The organism is Halomonas sp. GXIMD04776 (genome assembly GCF_049808615.1).
GTDB lineage: Bacteria > Pseudomonadota > Gammaproteobacteria > Pseudomonadales > Halomonadaceae > Modicisalibacter.
Map to the genome: position 1 here is coordinate 54,001 of NZ_JBNCAN010000015.1, position 19,269 is coordinate 73,269.

Genomic DNA, 19,269 nt, shown 5'->3' on the forward strand with positions numbered 1-19,269 from the left:
GTTCTTGCGAATCAGGCATTGATACGCCCGGCCATGGGAGATGATGCCTCGGCGTACTGCCGACGCGGCATGCGCCCGGCGAGAAACGCCTCGCGCCCCGCCTCGATAGCTTTTTTCATCGCACCGGCCATGACGATCGGCTGGCGGGAGTGGGCGATCGCCGAATTCATGAGCACGCCGGAGCACCCCATCTCCATGGCCAGCGCCGCATCGGAGGCAGTACCGATACCCGCATCCACCAGAATCGGCACTTCGGCATTCTCGAGAATGATGGCCAGGGTGTGCGGGTTGAGCAGCCCATTACCGGAACCGATCAACGAGCCCAGCGGCATGACCGCGCAGCAGCCGATCTTCTCGAGCTCCTTGGCCACGATCGGATCGTCGCTGGTATAGGCCATGACATCGAAGCCGTCGCGGATCAGCTCCTCGGCGGCCTTGAGGGTCTCGACCACGTTGGGATAGAGCGTGCTGTCCTCGGCCAGCACCTCGAGCTTGACCAGGTTGTGGCCATCAAGCAGTTCCCGAGCCAGCTTGCAGGTACGCACCGCTTCCCGGGCGTTATAGCAGCCGGCGGTATTGGGCAGCAGGGTATAACGCTTCGGTGGTATGGCATCGAGCAGGCTTGGCTCATTCGCGTCCTGCCCGAGGTTGGTGCGGCGCACCGCAAAGGTCACCACCTCGGTGCCACTGGCGGCGATGGCGGCCTTGGCCTCGTCGTAATCCTTGTACCGCCCGGTCCCCACCAGCAGGCGGGAGGTGAACTCGCGACCAGCGACGGTCCAAGACTGATCGATTGATTGTGTTGACATGATGACCTCCTGTATGGCAGCGACAATCAGCCACCACCAATGGCATGGACGATCTCAACACGATCGCCGTCACTCAGATAAAGCGCGGCATGCTGGCTTCGGGGCACGATCTCTTCATTGACCTCGACGGCAATGCGCCGCCCCGCCAGGCCCAACGAATTGATCAGCTCGCTTACCGTGGACGCACGCTCGAAAGCTCGGGCCTCACCGTTAAGCTGAATTTGCATGACGACCTCCGCACAGGCTGCCGATGGATGAATCCGCAAAATTGCGGGCCAATAGTGTACCGTCAAACCGTGCTATCGACACCCTTCTGATTCGGCGGCCATACATCGCCATCGACCAGTTCGGGCCTCTTGAGCACCTTGGGATCGAAGACCGGCTCATCGTTTCCTTCGCGACGCTGGCGCTCGTAGTCCTTGAGCAGCAGAAGACCGACGGGCGAAAGTAGTAGAATGGCGATCAGGTTGGTGGTGGCCATCAGGCCCATGGAAAGGTCGGCGAAATTCCACACGAAGGAGAGCTGGGCCACCGAGCCGATCATCACCATGGCCAGTACCACCCAGCGAAAGATGTGATCCGCCTTCCTGGCATGGCCGCGAAAGAGGTATTCGATGTTGACCGAGGAGAAGGAGTAGTTGGCCAGTACCGAAGTATAGGCAAAGAACAGAATGATAATGGCGATGAATATCTCACCGAAATAGCCGAGATGATCGACCATGGCGTCTTGGGTCAGCTTGATGCCTTCGATGGACGATCCGGCGGCATTGCTCAACAGCTCGTCATAGACCCCGGACATCAGGATCACCACCGCGGTGCAGGTACACACCACGATCGTGTCCACGAACACGCCGAAAGATTGTACCAGGCCCTGGGCGGCCGGATGTTTGACGCTGGCCTGGGCGGCGGCGTTGGGGGTGGAGCCCATGCCAGCCTCGTTGGAGAAGAGTCCGCGCTTGATGCCGTTCTCCATGGCTACCTTGATCGAATAGCCCACCGCGCCGCCGACCGCCGGGCCATAGCCGAAGGCGCTCTTGACGATCAGCGTCAACATGTCCGGCACCGCGGTGAAATTGGTGAACAGGACCCATAGCGCGATGAGCAGATAGGCGATGGCCATAGCCGGCACGATCTTCTCGGCGGTGCGGGCCACCGACTTCAGGCCACCGAAGATGACGATCGCCACCAGCACCACCAATACCAAACCGGTGATCCAATTGGGCACGCCGAAGGCTCCATTCATGGCCTGAGCGATGGTATTGGACTGCGCCGCGTTGAAGGCGAGCCCGTAGGCGATGATCAGAAACACCGCGAACAGGGCCCCCAGCCAGCGCCAGCCCAGGCCGCGTTCGATATAGTAGGCGGGGCCGCCACGAAACACGCCGTCTTCGTTGGCATGCTTGTAGAGCTGGGCCAGGGACGACTCGATGAAGGCGGTGGCGAAGCCCACCAGGGCGGTGACCCACATCCAGAAGATCGCCCCGGGCCCGCCGATCCACAAGGCGATGGCCACTCCTGCCAGATTGCCGGTGCCGAGGCGCGCCGCCATCGAGGTGGCGAATGCCTGGAAACCGCTAACGCCTCCGTTGGCTCCCCGGGCGGTCACCGTCACCTTGGCCATGTGCCGGAACATCCGGAACTGCATGCCGCGGGTCATGACCGTGAAGAACAGTCCGGCCCCCAACAGCAGGTAGACCAGGATGTAGCTCCAGATGAAATCGCTGATCGGGTTCATGACGGCATAGATGCCATCGCGCAAAGGTTCGATGAATGAAAGTAAGGCTTCCATGGCATTATTCTCCTGATTTTTCCTAGGCCCGATCCAAAGGATAGCGGCGCGAGCGGCATCGCGAAATACCGCCAAGAAAATGTTTTTGTCGACACGTACTTAACAGGAAAACCCAGGATGGACAGACACATCGAGGAGTGTTGCTATGCGAGAACGTACTAGCTGGATCGCCACGGCGTTGAGTGGCTGCGTGGTGGTACTGGCCGGCGCCTTCGGCGCTCATGGTCTGGAGGGTCGTGTCAGTGAGCGCCTACTCGCGGCCTTCGAAACCGGGGTGCGCTATCAGGCCTGGCATACTCTGGCGATTCTGGTAGTGCTGGTCTGGTGTCAGCAGCAGCAACTACGCGGTCAGAAACTCGTGATGGGACTGTGGGGCGCGGGTATGCTGCTGTTTTCCGGCTCGCTGTATCTGATGACGCTGACCGGCATTCGTACATTGGGCATGATCACCCCCGTGGGAGGCGTACTGCTCATGGCAGGCTGGTTATCACTGGCCTATACGGTCTGGCGTACCAAGCATCTTGAAAATAGTGAACGCTAGTCATCATCTCGATCGGGCAGCACATAGGTCGCCGTCACGATCGCGACCGGGTCGTTGTCACCGGCGGAGAATAGCTCGACCTCGCCCACCGCGAGTCGCTGCCCCAGTTTGATCACTCGTGCGTTGGCGATCAGATCGCGATCGCCCCGAGCCCGGCGCAGGAAATGACAATTGAGATCCGTGGTCACCGCCATGGGTTCAGGGCCAATCTGAGCGAGAATCGCCACGTAGAGGCAAACATCCGCCAGGCCCATCATGCTGGGGCCGGAAACACAGGCGCCGGGCCGCAGGTGCTCGTCCTCGATGGCCAGGCTCATGGTGGCGCGCATTTCATGAACGCCCTCGATGGTGCCCTGACGATGGGGAAAGACCTCATCGAGAAAATCCTCGATGGCGGCAGCGGTCATTACGGTCATTGATGTTCTCCCGGCGGCAACTTACCAAGGGTTCCAAGATAGCGTAACCGCATAAGGTGTCACAGTCTTTGCAGGACCCCTGTTCCTCGACCCAGTCAACGCAAACGTCGTCAACAGCGTCTTTTGATTGTAAGAACATATAAAAAACGCTTAGCTATAAAGTCGCTTTTCATGAAGAAACACACCCAAGAAGAAAGGGCGCCATGGACTCCGCTGCGGAATCACCTCGAACAACCACTTTTGGCGCTGCCTGGAGCCTATGGGCCCTACTGCTGGGTGTTGGGCTGCTCATGCTGGGCAATGGCTTGCAGGGCAGCCTGCTCGGTGTCCGTGCGTCTAGCGAAGGCTTCGGCAATACTGTCACCGGCATCGTCATGTCCGCCTATTTTGGCGGTTTCCTGCTCGGTTCTACCCTGACTCCCCACAAGCTGCGCGATGTCGGACATATACGCGTGTTTGCGGCGCTCGCCTCGATCACCTCAGTGGCCATCCTGGTGCATGTCATGTACGTCGACCCCTGGGTGTGGGGCGCCATGCGCTTCGTGACCGGATTCGCCTATGCAGGGTTGTACGTGGTCTCGGAGAGCTGGCTGAACGGTTACGCCTCCAACCGACTGCGCGGACGCTTGCTGGGTTTCTACATGGTGATCAGCTATTTGGGCCAGGGAGGCGGCCAACTTTTGTTGAACCTGGCCGACCCGGGCGGCGTGCTGCTGTTCCTGCTGGTGTCGATCCTTGTATCCCTGGCACTGGTGCCAATCCTGCTCAGTTACACACCGCAGCCGGATACCAGCCAGCCCGAGTCCATGAGCCTGATACGCCTTTGCCGACTCTCCCCACTGGGCACGATCGGGTGTTTACTGAGCGGCATTTCAACGGGTGTCATCCTGGGCATGGGGGCGGTCTTCGCCACCAACAGCGGCATGACCGTGAATCAAGTGGCGACGTTCATGGGCGCCTTCATTCTCGGGGGCGCGCTTCTGCAATGGCCGATCGGCAAGCTATCGGACAAGAGCGACCGGCAATGGGTGATTGTTGCAGTGGCCGCTATCGCCATGCTGCTGGCCTTGTTCGGGCTGGGTCATGCCGACTGGTCACCCATGGCGCTGACCTTGCTGGCCATCCTGCTGGGTGGCACGACCCTCACGCTCTATTCGCTGTTCCTCGCCTGCGCCAACGATTTCCTGACACCTCACCAGATCGTCACCGCCAGCAGCAGCCTGGTGTTGGCGCTCGGTATCGGCGCCATTCTCGGCCCGGCCAGCGCGGGGCTGCTGATGGATTGGCTGGGCCCCAATGGCTTCATGTGGGACCTGGCGCTGATTCACGGCGCCATCGTGGTATTCGGTCTTTTCTGTATCCAGCGCTATCCCAGCGACGCCTCCGAGGAACATGGCCATTACGTCGCCGCATCGCCCGGGACGGCAACATTGGGCGCCGCCTGGACCGAAGAGGCCGCCGGCGAGGCGATACAGCTTGAGTTACACTGGATGAGGTCGAAGACAACGCTTGAGATCCCCGGCTCTGTAATGCAAGAAGCCCTGCCACGCTGTAGTGACAGGGCCTCTTGTTTGACAAGCCCTACAGCGATATCAGCGGCTTATTTCGCCTTTTCCACCGCCCGCCAGTGATGCAGTAGCGGCTCGGTATAGCCAGAAGGCTGTTCGCGACCCTTGAAGATGAGATCTGTCGCTGCCTGGAAGGCCGTGGAATCTTCAAGATGCGAGGTCATCGGCGTGTAGTCGGGGTCGCCTTCGTTCTGCTTGTCGACCACCTCCGCCATGCGTTCAAGCGTCCGATTGACCTGGGCTTCGCTGATCACGCCATGATAGAGCCAGTTGGCGATGTGCTGACTGGAGATACGCAGCGTCGCACGGTCCTCCATCAAGCCCACGTCATGGATGTCCGGCACCTTGGAGCAGCCCACGCCGTGCTCGACCCAGCGCACCACGTAACCAAGAATGCCCTGGCAGTTGTTGTCGAGTTCCTGCTGGATCTCTTCTGCAGACCACTCGGCTTTCTCGACCACCGGCACGGTCAGCAGATCATCGAGCAGATCGACCGTGCCCTGATCGTTCAGCTCATGCTGCACGGCATTGACGTCGACCTGGTGATAATGCAAGGCGTGAAGCACCGCGGCGGTCGGTGATGGCACCCAGGCGGTATTCGCCCCGGCCTTGGGATGACCGACCTTCTGCTCGAGCATGGCAGCCATCAGGCCCGGCATCGCCCACATGCCCTTGCCGATCTGGGCACGTCCTCTCAAACCGCAATCAAGACCCACATGAACGTTGTTGCGCTCATAGGCATCGATCCAGGTCGCCCCCTTCATATCGCCCTTGCGCAGCATGGGGCCGGCTTCCATGGTGCTGTGCATCTCGTCGCCGGTACGATCCAGGAAGCCGGTATTGATGAACACGACCCGACTGGCGGCCTCATTGATGCACGCCCTGAGGTTGACGGAGGTACGACGCTCCTCGTCCATGATACCCATCTTGAGGGTATTGCGAGGCAAGCCCAACACGTCTTCAACCCGTTCGAACAAGGTATTGGCGAAGGCAACTTCCTTGGGACCATGCATCTTGGGCTTGACGATGTAGACCGATCCGGTGCGACTGTTCTGGATGCCCTTCGACGCCCCCGGATCGCCGCCCAAGACTCGCGTCTTCTTCAGGTCGTGCATGGCAATCAGGCTGGTGAGGACGCCGTCGAGGACGCCTTCGGGTACCTCGTTGCCCTCGCCATCGAGCATGGCCGGCGTGGTCATCAGATGTCCGACGTTGCGCACGAACATCAACGAACGCCCGGGCAGGGTCAGATCGCTCCCATCGGGACGGATATAACGACGGTCCGCATTCAGGCTGCGCGTATAGCTCTTGTCCCCTTTGTCGATATACTCTTCGAGATCGCCGCGCATCAGGCCCAGCCAGTTGCGATAGACGCCGACCTTGTCTTCGGCATCGACCGCGGCCACCGAATCCTCGCAGTCCATGATGGTGGTGATAGCGGCCTCGACCACGACATCCTTGAGATGTGCTGCATCGGTCTTGCCGATGGGATGCTCGGCATCGAACTGCAACTCCAGATGCAGGCCATGCTGGGTCAGCAGGATCGTATCGGGCTTGGCGGCATCACCCTGGTAGCCGATCAGCTGATCCGGGCGCTCTAGGCCGGTCTCACGATCATCCTCCAGTGTGACCACGAGCTGGCCATCGCGTAGCGCATAGTGCACCGCATCGCGGTGGGAAGCACTGGATAGCGGCGCGGCCTGATCAAGCACATTGCGCGCATAGGCGATGACCTTGGCACCCCGCTTGGGATTATAGTCACCGCCGATCTCAGCACCATCCTCTTCGCTGATGGCATCGGTGCCGTAGAGCGCATCATACAGGCTGCCCCAGCGTGCATTGGCGGCATTCAGCGCGTAGCGGGCATTGCTTACCGGAACCACGAGCTGAGGGCCGGCCTGAACGGCGATCTCATCATCGACGTTCGCGGTACTCGCCTCGACCTTGGCGGGGGCATCGACCAGATAGCCGCTCTTTTTCAGAAAGGCGCGATAGGCCGCGAGATCGCGTACCGGACCAGGATGCTCCCGATGCCAGGTATCGAGTTCTGCCTGGAGTCGCTCACGCTCCGCCAGGAGTTCACGGTTGTGCGGCGCCAGCTCATGGATCAGGGCGTCGAGGCCGGACCAGAAAGCATCGGCGTCAACTCCGGTACCGGGTAGGGCTTCATCGCTGATGAAGCGATCGAGTTCAGGAGCCACCTGGAGACGATGGCGGGAGATGCGTTGGGACATGAAAAAACACTCCTGCTGCATTGCTATCGCCTTTTAAACAGCGATAGATAAATTCGTTATGACAATGACGCCTGTGAAAATGACGCCCATATGATACCTGAAAGCAAACTCGAGATGTGCTTCACTTGACCAATGACTTAGAGGAACGTCTTCGTTTTCCTGCACGATTCGGGCTAGCATGGGAACGTACAGGGAGAACTCGATGATCGACTTCGCACCACTGCAAGCCTTGGGGCCCTTGGCTCCGATCACTGAACCACAGTCCTCGACACTGATTCATTATCTTGATCACTACCAGCTGACACCCTTGCTACGCGACAACGTAGGACTGTACGCAGGATTCGTCGATACCGGACATTATCGTTTGTGGGCGCAGTTGTGGTCACCCCCGGATCCTCTCGGTACGGCATTTGTCGTGCATGGCTACTTCGATCATCTCGGACTCTACCGCCATCTACTGGAGTGCCTGCTGGCACGGGGCCTGCGGGTCGTCTTGTGGGATCTGCCCGGTCATGGCTTGTCCAGCGGCCCACGGGCAACCATCGACGATTTTCAAGAGTATGGCGCATGTTTACAGGCCGTGCAGCATCACCTGCTGCTGAACGATCTGGCGCCACGGCCCTGGATCGGTATCGGGCAGAGCACCGGTGCAGCGATTCTCGCCACGGACGCCTTGTCCCGAGGCGAAGATGCGCCTTGGCAGGCACTGGTCCTGCTGGCTCCTCTGGTCCGCCCCTGGGGGTGGAATCAGTCGAACTGGTTGCATTGGCTGGCAAGCCCCTTCATCAACTCGATTCCTCGTAGTTACCGCCCCAACTCCACCGACGCCGAGTTCGTCGCCTTCCTGCGCGAAAACGATCCGCTTCAAGCGGATCGGCTTACTCTGAGCTGGGTAACCGCCATGCGCCGCTGGATGACGCATCTGCTGACCCTACCAGCCAGCGATGTCCCGGTGCTGATCCTGCAAGGTGAACAGGATTTGACCGTCGATTGGCAATGGAACCTGGATGTGCTGACCCGCAAGTTTCCTGCGGCACGGGTTCGCCGGCACCCCGAAGCGCGCCATCATCTGGTCAACGAGACAGACAGCATCCGCGAATCTCTGTTTGCCGAACTGGACGACTTCCTGGTCGAGATCGAACAAGCGCATCCCCCCTCTTCACCTGGATCACCTCGCTCTGCCACGCTATGACGATGAAACGATTGTGTCATGTATTGATGATCAGCCTACTCGCGGGTTGCACCAGTGCGCCCCAGACTCCTCCCCAACGTCAAGCGCTGTATGGCCTGGGCGAGCGTGCCGCCGAGACCGTTGTCAACGAACCCGACTGGACGGCCGCAGATATCGTACTGCTGTTGGCACGCCCGGACATCGAGACCTCGCTCGATGTGGATACCGACTATTTTCGCGAAACCTTGACCCGAGCCTTGCTGGCGCAAAACGACGGCCCCCAGGTGCTCAATTGGGTCCCGTCGATGGCGGATGCGTCGACACCGGAAAATCAATGGTTGCTGAAAACCCGTTTGTTGGCCGAGGGGCCGGCCATCACGCTCTCCGATCGCGAATTGCGTCCTTATCGTCTGGAGCTAGCTCTGTACAGGCCCGGCAACGCGACCCCGCGATGGCACTGGAGCATTGACGGCGCACTGGATATCAGCGCGCTGTAGCTTGGCAGTCCGCAGCCCGGGCACCACAATGATCGATCACATCCACTTCATCTCGGAGCCGCCATGCCTCGCCACGCCAACCATCTTTATCATGAAGGGCCCCATAACCCCTTCCCCGGCGTCAAGGCGCTGGAACGACGACTGGGCCGGGAAATACCGCACCGGCTGGGTTCCAATGAAGGCCTGGACATGCCCCATACGGCGCTGTCCAGGCGCCTTGGTGATGAGGTCGCGGCGCTCGCACGCAGTTATAGCGATGCCGAGGCACTCGGGGTGCGCCGGCGCCTGTCGAAACACCTAGGCACCTCGCTCGACGCCCTACTGGTGGATGCGGGTGCCGACAGCCTGATCGCCCTGGTGCTCAGGGCGATATGCGATCCCGGCTGTGTCGTGATCACCAGTGCCGGCACCTATCCGACCTTTCGCTATTTTGCGCAAGGCCAGGGGTGCGCCGTGCTAGAGGTCTCCTACCAGGACCGCCCGGGTGTGCTTGCACCGGATCTCGCCGCCTTGGCCAACGCCGCCGCCAGCCATCGCGCTCGGCTGGTCTATCTGGCCAACCCGGACAATCCCGGTGGCCACCTGCATGACGATCAGGCCATCGCCACGTTGCGGCGCGCCCTGCCCGGGGATTGCACGCTGTTGTTGGATGAGGCCTACCACGACTTCCGACAGGACGCGGCGGCACCGGATAGTGGCGAGACATGGCCCGGCGTGGTGAGGGTACGCACCTTCTCCAAGGCCCATGGTCTGGCTGGGCTGCGCATCGGTTATGCCATCGCCACGCCGGAATGCATCGAGGTGCTACAGAAAGTAAGGATTCACTACGCGGTCTCATCCCTGGCTCAGGTGGCTGCCGAGACCGTGCTCGATCATGCCGACGAGGTGCAAGCCCATATCGCCGACGTAATCGATCGCCGGGAGCGTCTGGCATCCTGGCTAAGGGGACTGGGCGGCGACGTGCCGAATAGCGCCACCAACTTCGTCGCCCTGCGCATGCCGAGTGCCGAGCAGGCTGCCCAGGTGAACGCTGAACTGCTCGACGCCGGCAGCCTGATTCATCGTCCGCCCCATCCTGCATTGGGCCACGTGCTCAGGATCAGCGCCCTGGAAGATGCGCTGGTACCGGGGCACCTGGCGGCGCTGGAGAAAGTGCTGCGGGATACTCAATGATAGGGCGGCTCAATCCTTGCCACCCGAGATCAGGATCATTACCACGCCGGCGGCATAGCAACCGATGATCGCCACGCTCTCGAAGCCGATACGCCCTGGCCCTTGCTCTTCGCGGCGTATCAGCCCCATGAGCAGCACACCGGTCATGAGTAGCGACAGAGCGACCCACAGCGCGACGGAATCCGGCACCACGTGGTAAATCGAGCCACCGCGATAGGCGATATCCGAGGCGGCGGCAAAGAGGGTGTCGAAGGCGTTGCCACCAATGATACCGGCCACCGCCAGGGTCAGAGCGCCACGTTTCACGGCAGCGATCGTGGTGACCAGCTCCGGTAGCGAGGTGGCTACCGAGGTCAGCAGCACCCCCACAGCGGCCTGACTGAGCCCTGTCTCCTGGGCGATTACCGAAGCGCTACGCTCGAGCATGAAACCGGAGATTCCCAATATGGCAGCCAAGAACGCGAATAGCAGCCACAATGAGGTCAGCGACTGCTGCAGGGCCTGCTCGTCCGGCTCATCGACCCGGGTCTCCCGGGTGCGCGACGGTCGCCACATGGGGTTGGCCTGAGCCTTGCCCACCAGGTGCAGTCCATACACATAGCCGATGAACAACAGCGGCGTGATTGGATGCACATTCCAGAAGGTCACTTCCGGTGAGAAGCGTCCTATCAGCAGTAGAGACAGCAGACAGAGCAGCAACGTGCCCTGCATGAGATTGCCGATGGAGGCAGCCGCGTGTTCAAGATTGGCGCGCCGATGGGCCACATCCGCCGCGGTCAGGAACAGGGTCTGTACCGCGATACCACCGAGAGCGTTACTCATCGCCAGTTCGGGTTGATCACGCAGCGCCGCACTCACCGAGAGCACAATACCGGACAGCGAGGTCGCCATGCCCATCAGCACCGCCCCGGCGATCGCCTCGCCCAGTCCGGTACGATCCGCCAGGTCGTCGACGATATGGGCCAAGCGCGTGCCTACCACGCCAATCACTACGGCAAATGCCAAGAACAAGCCAATGGCAAGGAGCAGGGACATATCACTCAGAAATGACAGCATCAAATGCTCTCTTGATTCGTTGTCGGGGTTGTGTGGGTACCACGCAAACGATCGAGCTGTCGATAACCTATGGCTTCCATGAGATGCGCGCGGGTTGGTCGGGGCTCGGCGGCCAGATCCGCCAGGGTCAGGGCGACGCGCAGTACGCGATGATAGGCACGGGCCGAGAGCTTGAGCCGGGTCAGCACCTCTGCCAGCCAGGCACGTTCACCGCTGCCCAGGGCACAGGCGGCTTCCAGCTCGCGTCCCGGAAGACGGGCATTGAGTGCACCGCGTGCCTGTTGACGCTGGCGCGCCGCCAACACCCGCTCCCGCACCGCGGCCGAACTTTCACCGGTAGCAGGGGAAGTCAGTTGATCTGCGGGCAGAGCCGGGACTTCCACCTGCAAGTCGATGCGATCGAGCAAGGGCCCGGACAAGCGCGACTGATAGCGCTGTATCTGGACCTGTGTACAGACGCAGGTCTGGCGGGGATCGCCGAGATGGCCACAGGGGCAGGGGTTCATCGCCGCAACCAGCTGAAAACTGGCTGGAAAGCAGCGTTGATGACTGGCCCGGGCAATATGGATACGTCCCGATTCGAGCGGTTCACGCATCACCTCAAGCACGCTACGGTCGAATTGCGGCAATTCATCGAGGAACAATACGCCATGATGCGCCAGGGATATCTCGCCGGGGCGGGGTTTCGAGCCCCCGCCCACCAACGCCACCCCGCTGGCGGTATGATGCGGAGAACGGAAGGGTCTTTCTCCCCAACGTTCCAGCAGTCCAAGGCCACAGACCGAACGAATCGCTGCAACCTCGAGGGCTTCGGCATGAGAAAGCGGTGGTAAAATACCCGGCAAGCGACTGGCAAGCATGGTCTTGCCTGTGCCGGGCGGGCCAGCGAACAGCAGGTTGTGTCCGCCGGCTGCGGCGACTTCCAATGCGCGTCGTGCCTGATGCTGACCGCGCACCTCGGCGAGATCCTCGCTGGACCTGTCCGGTAACGCGGGCATGGTGAGCCGATGTGGCGCGATGACTGCGTGCCCGAGCAGATGAGCAACCACCTGGCTCAGGTGTTCTACCGGTAACACGGCAAGATCACCGGCCAGAGCCGCCTCGTTGGCATTGCTTGCCGGCAGCAGCAGGCATCGCCCCGCTTTCTGGGTGGCCAAGGCCACCGGCAAGGCTCCGCTGATTGGCCGCAACCGGCCATCCAACGCCAGTTCACCCACGCACTCGATTTCCCCTAAGGCAGACACGGGTATCTGCTCGGACGCTACCAGAATGCCCAAGGCGATGGGCAGGTCGAAGCGTCCTCCTTCCTTGGGCAAATCCGCCGGCGCCAGATTGACCGTGATGCGCCGTGTGGTCGGAAAGTCGAAGCCGGCATTGAGCAAGGCGCTGCGTACCCGCTCGCGGCTTTCGCGCACGGCGGTTTCCGGCAACCCCACCAAGGTCAGCCCTGGCAATCCATTGGAAAGATGCACTTCGACCAGTACTTCCGGCGCTTCGAGGCCCAATCCTGCTCGTGTAGTGACTATGGCCAGCGCCATGTGCATTACCTACTGTCATTATTTTCCATGACGGTTTTCAGAACACCGCCATCAATGTGAAAGAAGCACATCGTCGTGAACAGGCGCTTGGAACGTCACCCTTGTGATCACGGGGTCATGTCTGAATCACGATCAATAGACATTATCGGTTTTAAGGCCGAATACGTCGGCATCGATGCCCTCGAGAAGCAGCTTGGCGACGTCATCCGCCGGCAACGGCTTACTCAATAGATAGCCTTGAAGCTGGTTACATTTTTCCCCGGCAAGCCGTATTGCCTGCTCCCGCGTTTCGACTCCCTCTGCGGTCGCCTCAAGACCCAGGCTTCTCGCGATGAACAGAATTGCCGATACGATCGCTGCATCCTGGGGGTCCGTCAGCATACCCTGTACGAAACACTTATCAATCTTGAGCTTGCCGATCGGCAGCTCCCGTAGAAGGTTCAATGATGAGTAGCCCGTGCCGAAGTCGTCCAGGGAGATGGTAATGCCTTTACGCTGCATGATGCTCAGGTGTTCGATGACCTCGGCATTGACCTTCATCAAGGTGGTTTCGGTAATTTCCAGTTCGAGAAATTCCGCTTGGAGCCCAGTATCCGCCAGCACCCAATCGACGATCAAGGGAAGCTCCTGGCGTTGCAATTGAATACCGGAAACGTTCACCGAGACCCTTACTTGAGGAAGCCCTGCGGCTTTCCAGGCGCTACTTTGACGACAGGCCTCGTGCAGCACCCATTCGCCGATCGGCAATATTAGACCACAAGCCTCGGCAATCGGAATGAACTGATCCGGTGAGACGAGTCCTTGGTCGGGATCATTCCAGCGTAGCAGCGCTTCGACACCGGTTATTTCACCTGTTTCAGTGCGTATTTGAGGTTGATAATGAAGCTCGAACTCATTGTTCGAAAGTGCTCGTCGTAACCTGCTCTCCAGTGATAAAAGCTCTGTGGTCACCAGGTTCTGGGAAGCGGAATAAAACTGAAAGTTGTTACGCCCCTGCTCCTTGGCATGATACATGGCGGCATCCGCATACTTGATCAGGTCATTCACCTCTTCGCTGTCGCTGGGGAATAGCGAGATGCCAATGCTGGTACCAATACATAGCTCATGCCCATCCAGATAAACCGGATCTTTTATTACTTTGAGAATACGCGTGGCGATCTTGGCTGCGTCTCTGGCCCCTTTGATTTTCGGCAACAGGATAATGAATTCATCCCCTCCCAGGCGAGCGATCACCTCGGAGGTATTCGGAGATGCCTCATGGTAGATAAAGTCTTCCAGGCGAAGAACCGCTGTCAGGCGGGTCGCCATTTCCTTGAGAAGCTGATCACCTACCTGGTGTCCTAGCGTGTCATTGATTCGCTTGAAGTTATCCAGATCGAGGAACAGTATCGCCATTTCCGTGTCCTCACGGCGGGCAAGCGCAACCATATGCTGTAGATATTCATGAAACATGAGCCGATTGGGCAGGCCGGTCAGGCTGTCGTGATACGCCAGGCGCTCGATCTTGTGCCGCGACGTTTGTAGATGACGTCCCATCTCCTGAAAGCTCAACGCCAGTTGGCCAAGCTCATCTTTGGAAGACAGCGAAAGCTGCGGCGTCAAGTTGCCGCTACCAATCTCGCGAACCGCGCGCATCAACTGTTTCAGCGGTCTGACCATGATGAAATTCATGGCAATCAGCAGGGCGATAATCATCAGCACCACGGTGCCAAGAACGATCCAGGCGATGACTTTTTCCAGACGCTGACTTTCTCCTAATAGCTCCGATTCCGGTAGCACACCGATCAGCAATAGACCCTCGTGCAACCGACGGGTGGCCAGGAGTCCTGGCTCTCCTTGATAAAAAGCATGCAACAGCCGCTGACTGCCATCCGTACTCCAAACGGTCTCTAAAAGTTGTGCCGAGAGATGCTTGCCTGCCTGAGAAGGATCTTGATGTAACAAGATCTCGCCTTTGCTGTTGACGATGAAGGTTTGACCGCTCTCGCCGATCTGACTTGCAGCCATCTGTTCCGCCATGAAATCCAGCGCCATGGTGACGACTAGATAACCACGCAGCGTAGGTTTGGCACTCAGTGGGTCTTCCATCGCCAAGTTGATAAGCCTGATGGGGCGCGCCACCTGCAGCGACACCGTATCGATATCAGGACGAATCGAGACACGACTCAATGTCTCGCCTTCAAACTGCTCTAGGGCTTTGAAGAAAGGAGTTTCACCCTCCTCTTCCATGGCATTCGGTATCGGTGTCAGGGTAGCGCGAGCATCCTCGTACCCATCCGGTAACAAAAAACGGATTTCAGTGTAATCAGGATACGCGCGTAGATAGCTGGTAAAGAGCTTCAATAGAGAGGGAAGCATCAATACATAACGCTCTTCCTCATCTTCGGTCAGCGCGTAGGAGCGCATCAGGGAAGCATCGGCAAACAGCTGAATATTGGCCTCGGCGACCTCCTGATGCATCTGGAAGTTGCGTGCCAGCTGGTCCATCAGGGTCGTCATCTGACTGGAGGTTCGCTCTACACCCGTTGAGCGCAGTTGATCATAGGCAAGCCACCCCAGCATCAGTAACGGGATGACTGCTAAGGGAACGACGACCATTAGAACCTTGGCATGTAGCCGCATAAGTATGACCCAGGCTCAGTAGACGATGCGCGAGAAAATTGCCGCACGGTTTTTTTGCGTCCGTGCAGGCAAGCGATGGTAGGTTTCCGATTTTTCCAGCGCCTCTTCACTCGGGTAGATGACCGGATCGCTCTTGAACTCTGCCGGAAGTAATTCTTCGGCGGCCCGGTCGGGCGTGGCGTAATAGACGTACTCTGCAAGCCGTGCGGCGATCTCCGGCTCGTTGAGGAAATCGATGAACTGTTTAGCGGCAGCCTTCTCCGTCGAGGCACTGAGAATACTCAAATAGTCGACCCAGATATTGCCACCCTCCTTGGGGAGGACGAAGGCAATCTCATCATGATGCTCCTGCACCATCATGGCATCACCGTTGTACATCATGCTCATGGCGACCTGACCGTTTACCAAGGCTGAATTTTCATTCAGGGAGATGTACTTATAAGTTTTGACCGCGGGTGCCTGCGCCTGAAGCAGCGCCTCGGCTTGCTTGAGTTCCTGCGAATCGGTGCTGTTGAGCGAGTAACCGAGCGCCTTGAGTGCCGCACCGATCAAGTCTCTAGTATCGCTATTCATGCTCACCCTGCCATGCAGCGCCTCCGTTGGCTGCAACAGATCCATCCAGCTTGAAACGGTGAAGGGCACGAGATCCTGACGGTAGGCGATACCGAGCGTCCCCCAGAAATAGGGCACGCTATACACTTCCGCCTCCTCATGGATGGTGCGCCAGCGCGGGTCGATATGCTTCAGGTTGGGAATAGCCGCTTCATCGAGGGGCTCGAGCCAGCCACGTTTAGCCAGAATCCGAATCGAGGTGCCATCGATGAGCGCCACATCGAAGCCTCTACCCTCGGTCTCGACGAGAAGCTCATCCCGAGCGGCATCGGACTCAAAATAGGTTTGTTTCACTGTGATCCCGGTGCGCTGTTCGAACTCTGTCAGGATCTCGGGATCCATGTAATCCGTCCAATTGAGGAACGTCAGTTCCGTCGACTCCGTCGCCTGAACAGGAAGCCCGGCCATGAGCAGGAAGAGCGCCGCCCACGAGGCGTTGTATTTGTTCATCGTGATAGCACCTATCCCGTATCGTCGAGATCACTTCAATTAGACTAACCCTCGACTCTGCGATCTTCTCGGTCTTTTGGTCGTGACGTTTGTCAAGCAACCGGAGTGTGATCGGCTGGGCCAAGCAAGCCCCAGGACGACATCGGATACCGCTATAGCTCGGTACTCGATTGTTTATCCGGATATCAGATGAATCGGCCAATAGGAATAAAGCTTTAGCAGCATTGATGAGACAGATCATGGCTTCTCACCAATCGAGCGATCCGCCTGGAATCTTGAGACATCTGATTCCTATCTTAGTAGACGATGCGCGAGAATATGGCCGAGCGACGTTTCTGCGTCCGTGCAGGCAAGCGGTGGTAGGTTTCCGATTTTTCCAATGCCTGTGCGCTGGGGTAGACGACCGGGTCATTCTTGAATTCTGCCGGCAGGAGTTCTTCGGCGGCCCGATTGGGCGTGGCGTAATGAATATATTGAGCGTTTCGTGCGGCGATATCTGGCTCGTTGAGGAAGTCGATGAACCGCTTAGCGGCGGCCTTCTCCGTCGAGGCACTGAGAACGCTCAGATAGTCGACCCAGACATTACCGCCCTCCTCCGGGAGTACGAAGACTATATCCTCGTGATGCCCCTGCACCATCAAGGCGTCACCGCTATACATGATGCCCATGGCAATCTGGCCGCTTACCAGGGCGGAGTTTTCATCCAGAGAAAGGTATTTATAGGTCTTGACCGCGGGTGCCTGCGTCTTCAAGAGCGCCTCGGCTTCCTTTAGCTCCTCCACGTCGGTACTGTTGAGCGAGTGCCCGAGCGCTTTGAGAGCCGCGCCAATGAGTTCCGAACTATCACTGATCATGCTCACCTTACCCTGCAGCATTTGTGGTGGCTGAAACAGATCCATCCAGCTGGAAACGGTGAAAGGAACGAGATCCTGGCGATACGCGATACCCACCGACCCCCAGGAATAAGGCACACCGTATGCATCGGCCTCCTCATAAGTGGTACGCCAGCGCGGTTCGATATGCGTCAGATTGGGAATACCCGTTTCATCCAGGGGCTCGAGCCAGCCGCGCTTGGCTAGAATCCGAATCGAGGCGCCATTGATGAGCGCCACATCGAAGCCCTTACCCTCGGTCTCGAGCAGGAGTTCATTTCGAGAAGTATCGGAATCGAAATAACTTTGCTTCACCCTGATGCCGGTGCGCTGCTCGAACTCTGTCAGGATCTCCGGATCCATGTAATTCGACCAGTTGAGGAACAAAAGCTCCGTCGACTCCACCGCCTGGGCAGGAAGCCCGACCATGAGAAAAAAGGGCGCCACCCATAAGGCGTTGCATTTGTTCATGCCGGCTTTGTACTTGTTCATTTTGGTGGAATTCATCGATTGCTTGCCCGAATATCAGTTGGATCGGCACATGGGAACAAAGCTTGAGCGGCATCGGCGAGGCAGGACGCGGCCCTTGCTGATAGAACGATCAGCAAGGGCCATAAAACGGCGAATTTCAATGCTCAGTAGACAATGCGTGAGAAGATCGCCGAGCGGTTTTTTTGCGCCCGAGGAGGCAAGCGACGATAAGTCTCCGATCTTTCCAGCGCCTCCTTGCTCGGATAGATGATTGGATCGCTCTTGAACTCTGCCGGCAGAAGTTCTTCGGCGGCCAGATTGGGCGTGGCGTAATAGACGTATTGCGCAAGCCGCGCAGCGATCTCTGGCTCGTTGAGGAAATCGATGAACTTCTTGGCGGCGGCCTTCTTGGTGGAGGCGCTCAGCACGCTCAGGTAGTCGGTCCAGATGTTGCCGCCTTCCTTGGGGAGTACGAAGGCAATATTGTCATTGTATTCCTGCAACATCAGGGTATCGCCGTTATACATCATGCTCATGGCAACCTGCCCGGTCAGCAGAGCGGAGTCTTCGTTCAAGGAAAGGTATCGGTAGGTCTTGACTGCAGGTGCCTGGGATTGAAGTAGCGCCTCCGCTTCCTCGAGCTCCCCCGGATCGGTACTGTTGAGCGAGTATCCAAGCGCCTTCAATGCCGCACCGATCATATCCGAGCTATCGCCAATCATGCTTATCTTGCCATGCAGCGCCTCAGACGGTCGCAACAGGTCCATCCAGCTTGAAACAGTGAAGGGAACGAGATCCTTGCGATAGATAATACCGACCGTGCCCCAGAAATAAGGCACCCCATAGTCTTCGGCTTTTTCATGCTCGGTGCGCCAGCGCGGATCGATATGCTTCAGATTGGGAATATCCGTTTCACTGATGGGCTCAAGCCAGCCACGTTTAGCCAGAATCCGAATCGAGGCGCCATTGATGAGCGCCACATCGAAGCCCTTACCCTCGGTTTCGAGCAACAACTCATCCCGGGCGGTATCGGAATCGAAATAGCGTTGTGCCACTTTGATGCCGGTGCGCTCTTCGAACTCCACGAGAATCTTCGGATCCATGTAATCCTGCCAATTGAGGAACGTCAGCTCCGTTGCCGCCACCTGTGAGGGAAGTCCGGCGGTAAGCAGGAAGAGTGCCACCCATAAGGCTTTATACTTGTTTATAGCAACATAGTAACTGTTCATGCTGATAGCACCCATCGATTGCCGGTGAAGGGACGCGATCGTCAAGCAGCCGGCATATGACTGGCTGGGCTAGGCATTACAAGGCAGGACACCCTCCAGGATGAACTCGAACATCGCCCGAATCCGATACTCGACTACTCATCTGGATACCAGATAGATCGGCAGATGGGAATAAAGCTGTAGCTGCATCGATCCAGCAGGTTACGGCCCCTCATCGATCG

The 19,269-nt window shown here is 58.6% G+C and carries 16 protein-coding genes; 5 read left to right on the top strand and 11 right to left on the bottom strand.

What is annotated here, in order from left to right; genetic code table 11:
• Window positions 1-11: 11 nt before the first annotated feature.
• The 3 genes from ACPF7Z_RS11580 to ACPF7Z_RS11590 all read right to left on the bottom strand — a co-directional run bounded on the left by ACPF7Z_RS11580 (window position 12) and on the right by ACPF7Z_RS11590 (window position 2,598).
• Window positions 12-809: a thiazole synthase gene (locus ACPF7Z_RS11580; protein ID WP_425193400.1), complete on the bottom strand. Its 798-nt coding sequence runs from the start codon at window positions 807-809 to the stop codon at window positions 12-14.
• A gap of 26 nt (window positions 810-835) precedes the next feature.
• Window positions 836-1,036 carry a sulfur carrier protein ThiS gene (thiS, locus tag ACPF7Z_RS11585; RefSeq protein ID WP_425193401.1) on the bottom strand — a complete coding sequence of 67 codons (201 nt, stop codon included), beginning with the start codon at window positions 1,034-1,036 and terminating at the stop codon, window positions 836-838.
• A gap of 62 nt (window positions 1,037-1,098) precedes the next feature.
• Window positions 1,099-2,598 carry an alanine/glycine:cation symporter family protein gene (locus ACPF7Z_RS11590; protein WP_425193402.1) on the bottom strand — a complete coding sequence of 500 codons (1,500 nt, stop codon included), beginning with the start codon at window positions 2,596-2,598 and terminating at the stop codon, window positions 1,099-1,101.
• A 145-nt stretch (window positions 2,599-2,743) separates the two neighbouring features.
• Here ACPF7Z_RS11590 and ACPF7Z_RS11595 point away from each other — a divergent pair, with 145 nt between their 5' ends.
• A complete protein-coding gene (locus tag ACPF7Z_RS11595) occupies window positions 2,744-3,139 on the top strand; it encodes a DUF423 domain-containing protein (protein WP_425193403.1) in 396 nt (131 codons plus the stop codon).
• On the opposite strand, the gene ACPF7Z_RS11600 is transcribed toward ACPF7Z_RS11595, so the two are convergent.
• Entirely contained in the window at window positions 3,136-3,555 is a 420-nt protein-coding gene (locus ACPF7Z_RS11600) for a PaaI family thioesterase (protein WP_425193404.1), read from the bottom strand. The two genes, ACPF7Z_RS11595 and ACPF7Z_RS11600, sit on opposite strands and share 4 nt — an antisense overlap.
• 203 nt (window positions 3,556-3,758) lie before the next feature.
• On the opposite strand from ACPF7Z_RS11600, the gene ACPF7Z_RS11605 reads away from it, so the two are divergent.
• Window positions 3,759-5,186: an MFS transporter gene (locus ACPF7Z_RS11605; protein ID WP_425193405.1), complete on the top strand. Its 1,428-nt coding sequence runs from the start codon at window positions 3,759-3,761 to the stop codon at window positions 5,184-5,186.
• Here the strand turns inward: ACPF7Z_RS11605 and ACPF7Z_RS11610 are convergent.
• A complete protein-coding gene (locus ACPF7Z_RS11610; protein WP_425193406.1) occupies window positions 5,156-7,357 on the bottom strand; it encodes a malate synthase G in 2,202 nt (733 codons plus the stop codon). The genes ACPF7Z_RS11605 and ACPF7Z_RS11610 overlap by 31 nt on opposite strands.
• A gap of 202 nt (window positions 7,358-7,559) precedes the next feature.
• On the opposite strand from ACPF7Z_RS11610, the gene ACPF7Z_RS11615 reads away from it, so the two are divergent.
• From ACPF7Z_RS11615 to ACPF7Z_RS11625, 3 genes are all read left to right on the top strand, one after another.
• A complete protein-coding gene (locus ACPF7Z_RS11615) occupies window positions 7,560-8,549 on the top strand; it encodes an alpha/beta hydrolase (RefSeq protein WP_425193407.1) in 990 nt (329 codons plus the stop codon).
• Between the two features lie 2 nt (window positions 8,550-8,551).
• Window positions 8,552-9,025, top strand: a complete 474-nt coding sequence (locus ACPF7Z_RS11620) for a hypothetical protein (protein WP_425193408.1) — start codon at window positions 8,552-8,554, stop codon at window positions 9,023-9,025.
• A gap of 63 nt (window positions 9,026-9,088) precedes the next feature.
• Window positions 9,089-10,198, top strand: a complete 1,110-nt coding sequence (locus tag ACPF7Z_RS11625; RefSeq protein WP_425193409.1) for a pyridoxal phosphate-dependent aminotransferase — start codon at window positions 9,089-9,091, stop codon at window positions 10,196-10,198.
• Window positions 10,199-10,207: 9 nt separating this feature from the next.
• Here the strand turns inward: ACPF7Z_RS11625 and ACPF7Z_RS11630 are convergent, their stop codons facing one another.
• The 6 genes from ACPF7Z_RS11630 to ACPF7Z_RS11655 all read right to left on the bottom strand — a co-directional run bounded on the left by ACPF7Z_RS11630 (window position 10,208) and on the right by ACPF7Z_RS11655 (window position 19,048).
• Window positions 10,208-11,254, bottom strand: a complete 1,047-nt coding sequence (locus tag ACPF7Z_RS11630) for a sodium:calcium antiporter (RefSeq protein ID WP_425193410.1) — start codon at window positions 11,252-11,254, stop codon at window positions 10,208-10,210.
• On the bottom strand, window positions 11,254-12,792 hold the full coding sequence (locus tag ACPF7Z_RS11635; protein ID WP_425193411.1) for a YifB family Mg chelatase-like AAA ATPase: 1,539 nt from the start codon (window positions 12,790-12,792) through the stop codon (window positions 11,254-11,256). Before ACPF7Z_RS11635 ends, ACPF7Z_RS11630 begins: the two co-directional genes overlap by 1 nt.
• Window positions 12,793-12,924: 132 nt before the next feature.
• On the bottom strand, window positions 12,925-15,414 hold the full coding sequence (locus tag ACPF7Z_RS11640; RefSeq protein ID WP_425193412.1) for a bifunctional diguanylate cyclase/phosphodiesterase: 2,490 nt from the start codon (window positions 15,412-15,414) through the stop codon (window positions 12,925-12,927).
• Window positions 15,415-15,429: 15 nt separating this feature from the next.
• Window positions 15,430-16,476, bottom strand: coding sequence for a polyamine ABC transporter substrate-binding protein (locus tag ACPF7Z_RS11645; RefSeq protein ID WP_425193413.1), 1,047 nt, complete (start codon window positions 16,474-16,476; stop codon window positions 15,430-15,432).
• 296 nt (window positions 16,477-16,772) lie between these two features.
• Window positions 16,773-17,840, bottom strand: a complete 1,068-nt coding sequence (locus ACPF7Z_RS11650) for a polyamine ABC transporter substrate-binding protein (RefSeq protein WP_425193414.1) — start codon at window positions 17,838-17,840, stop codon at window positions 16,773-16,775.
• A gap of 143 nt (window positions 17,841-17,983) precedes the next feature.
• Window positions 17,984-19,048 (bottom strand): polyamine ABC transporter substrate-binding protein, encoded by a 1,065-nt coding sequence (locus ACPF7Z_RS11655; protein ID WP_425193415.1) that lies wholly within the window; start codon window positions 19,046-19,048, stop codon window positions 17,984-17,986.
• Window positions 19,049-19,269 lie beyond the last annotated feature (221 nt).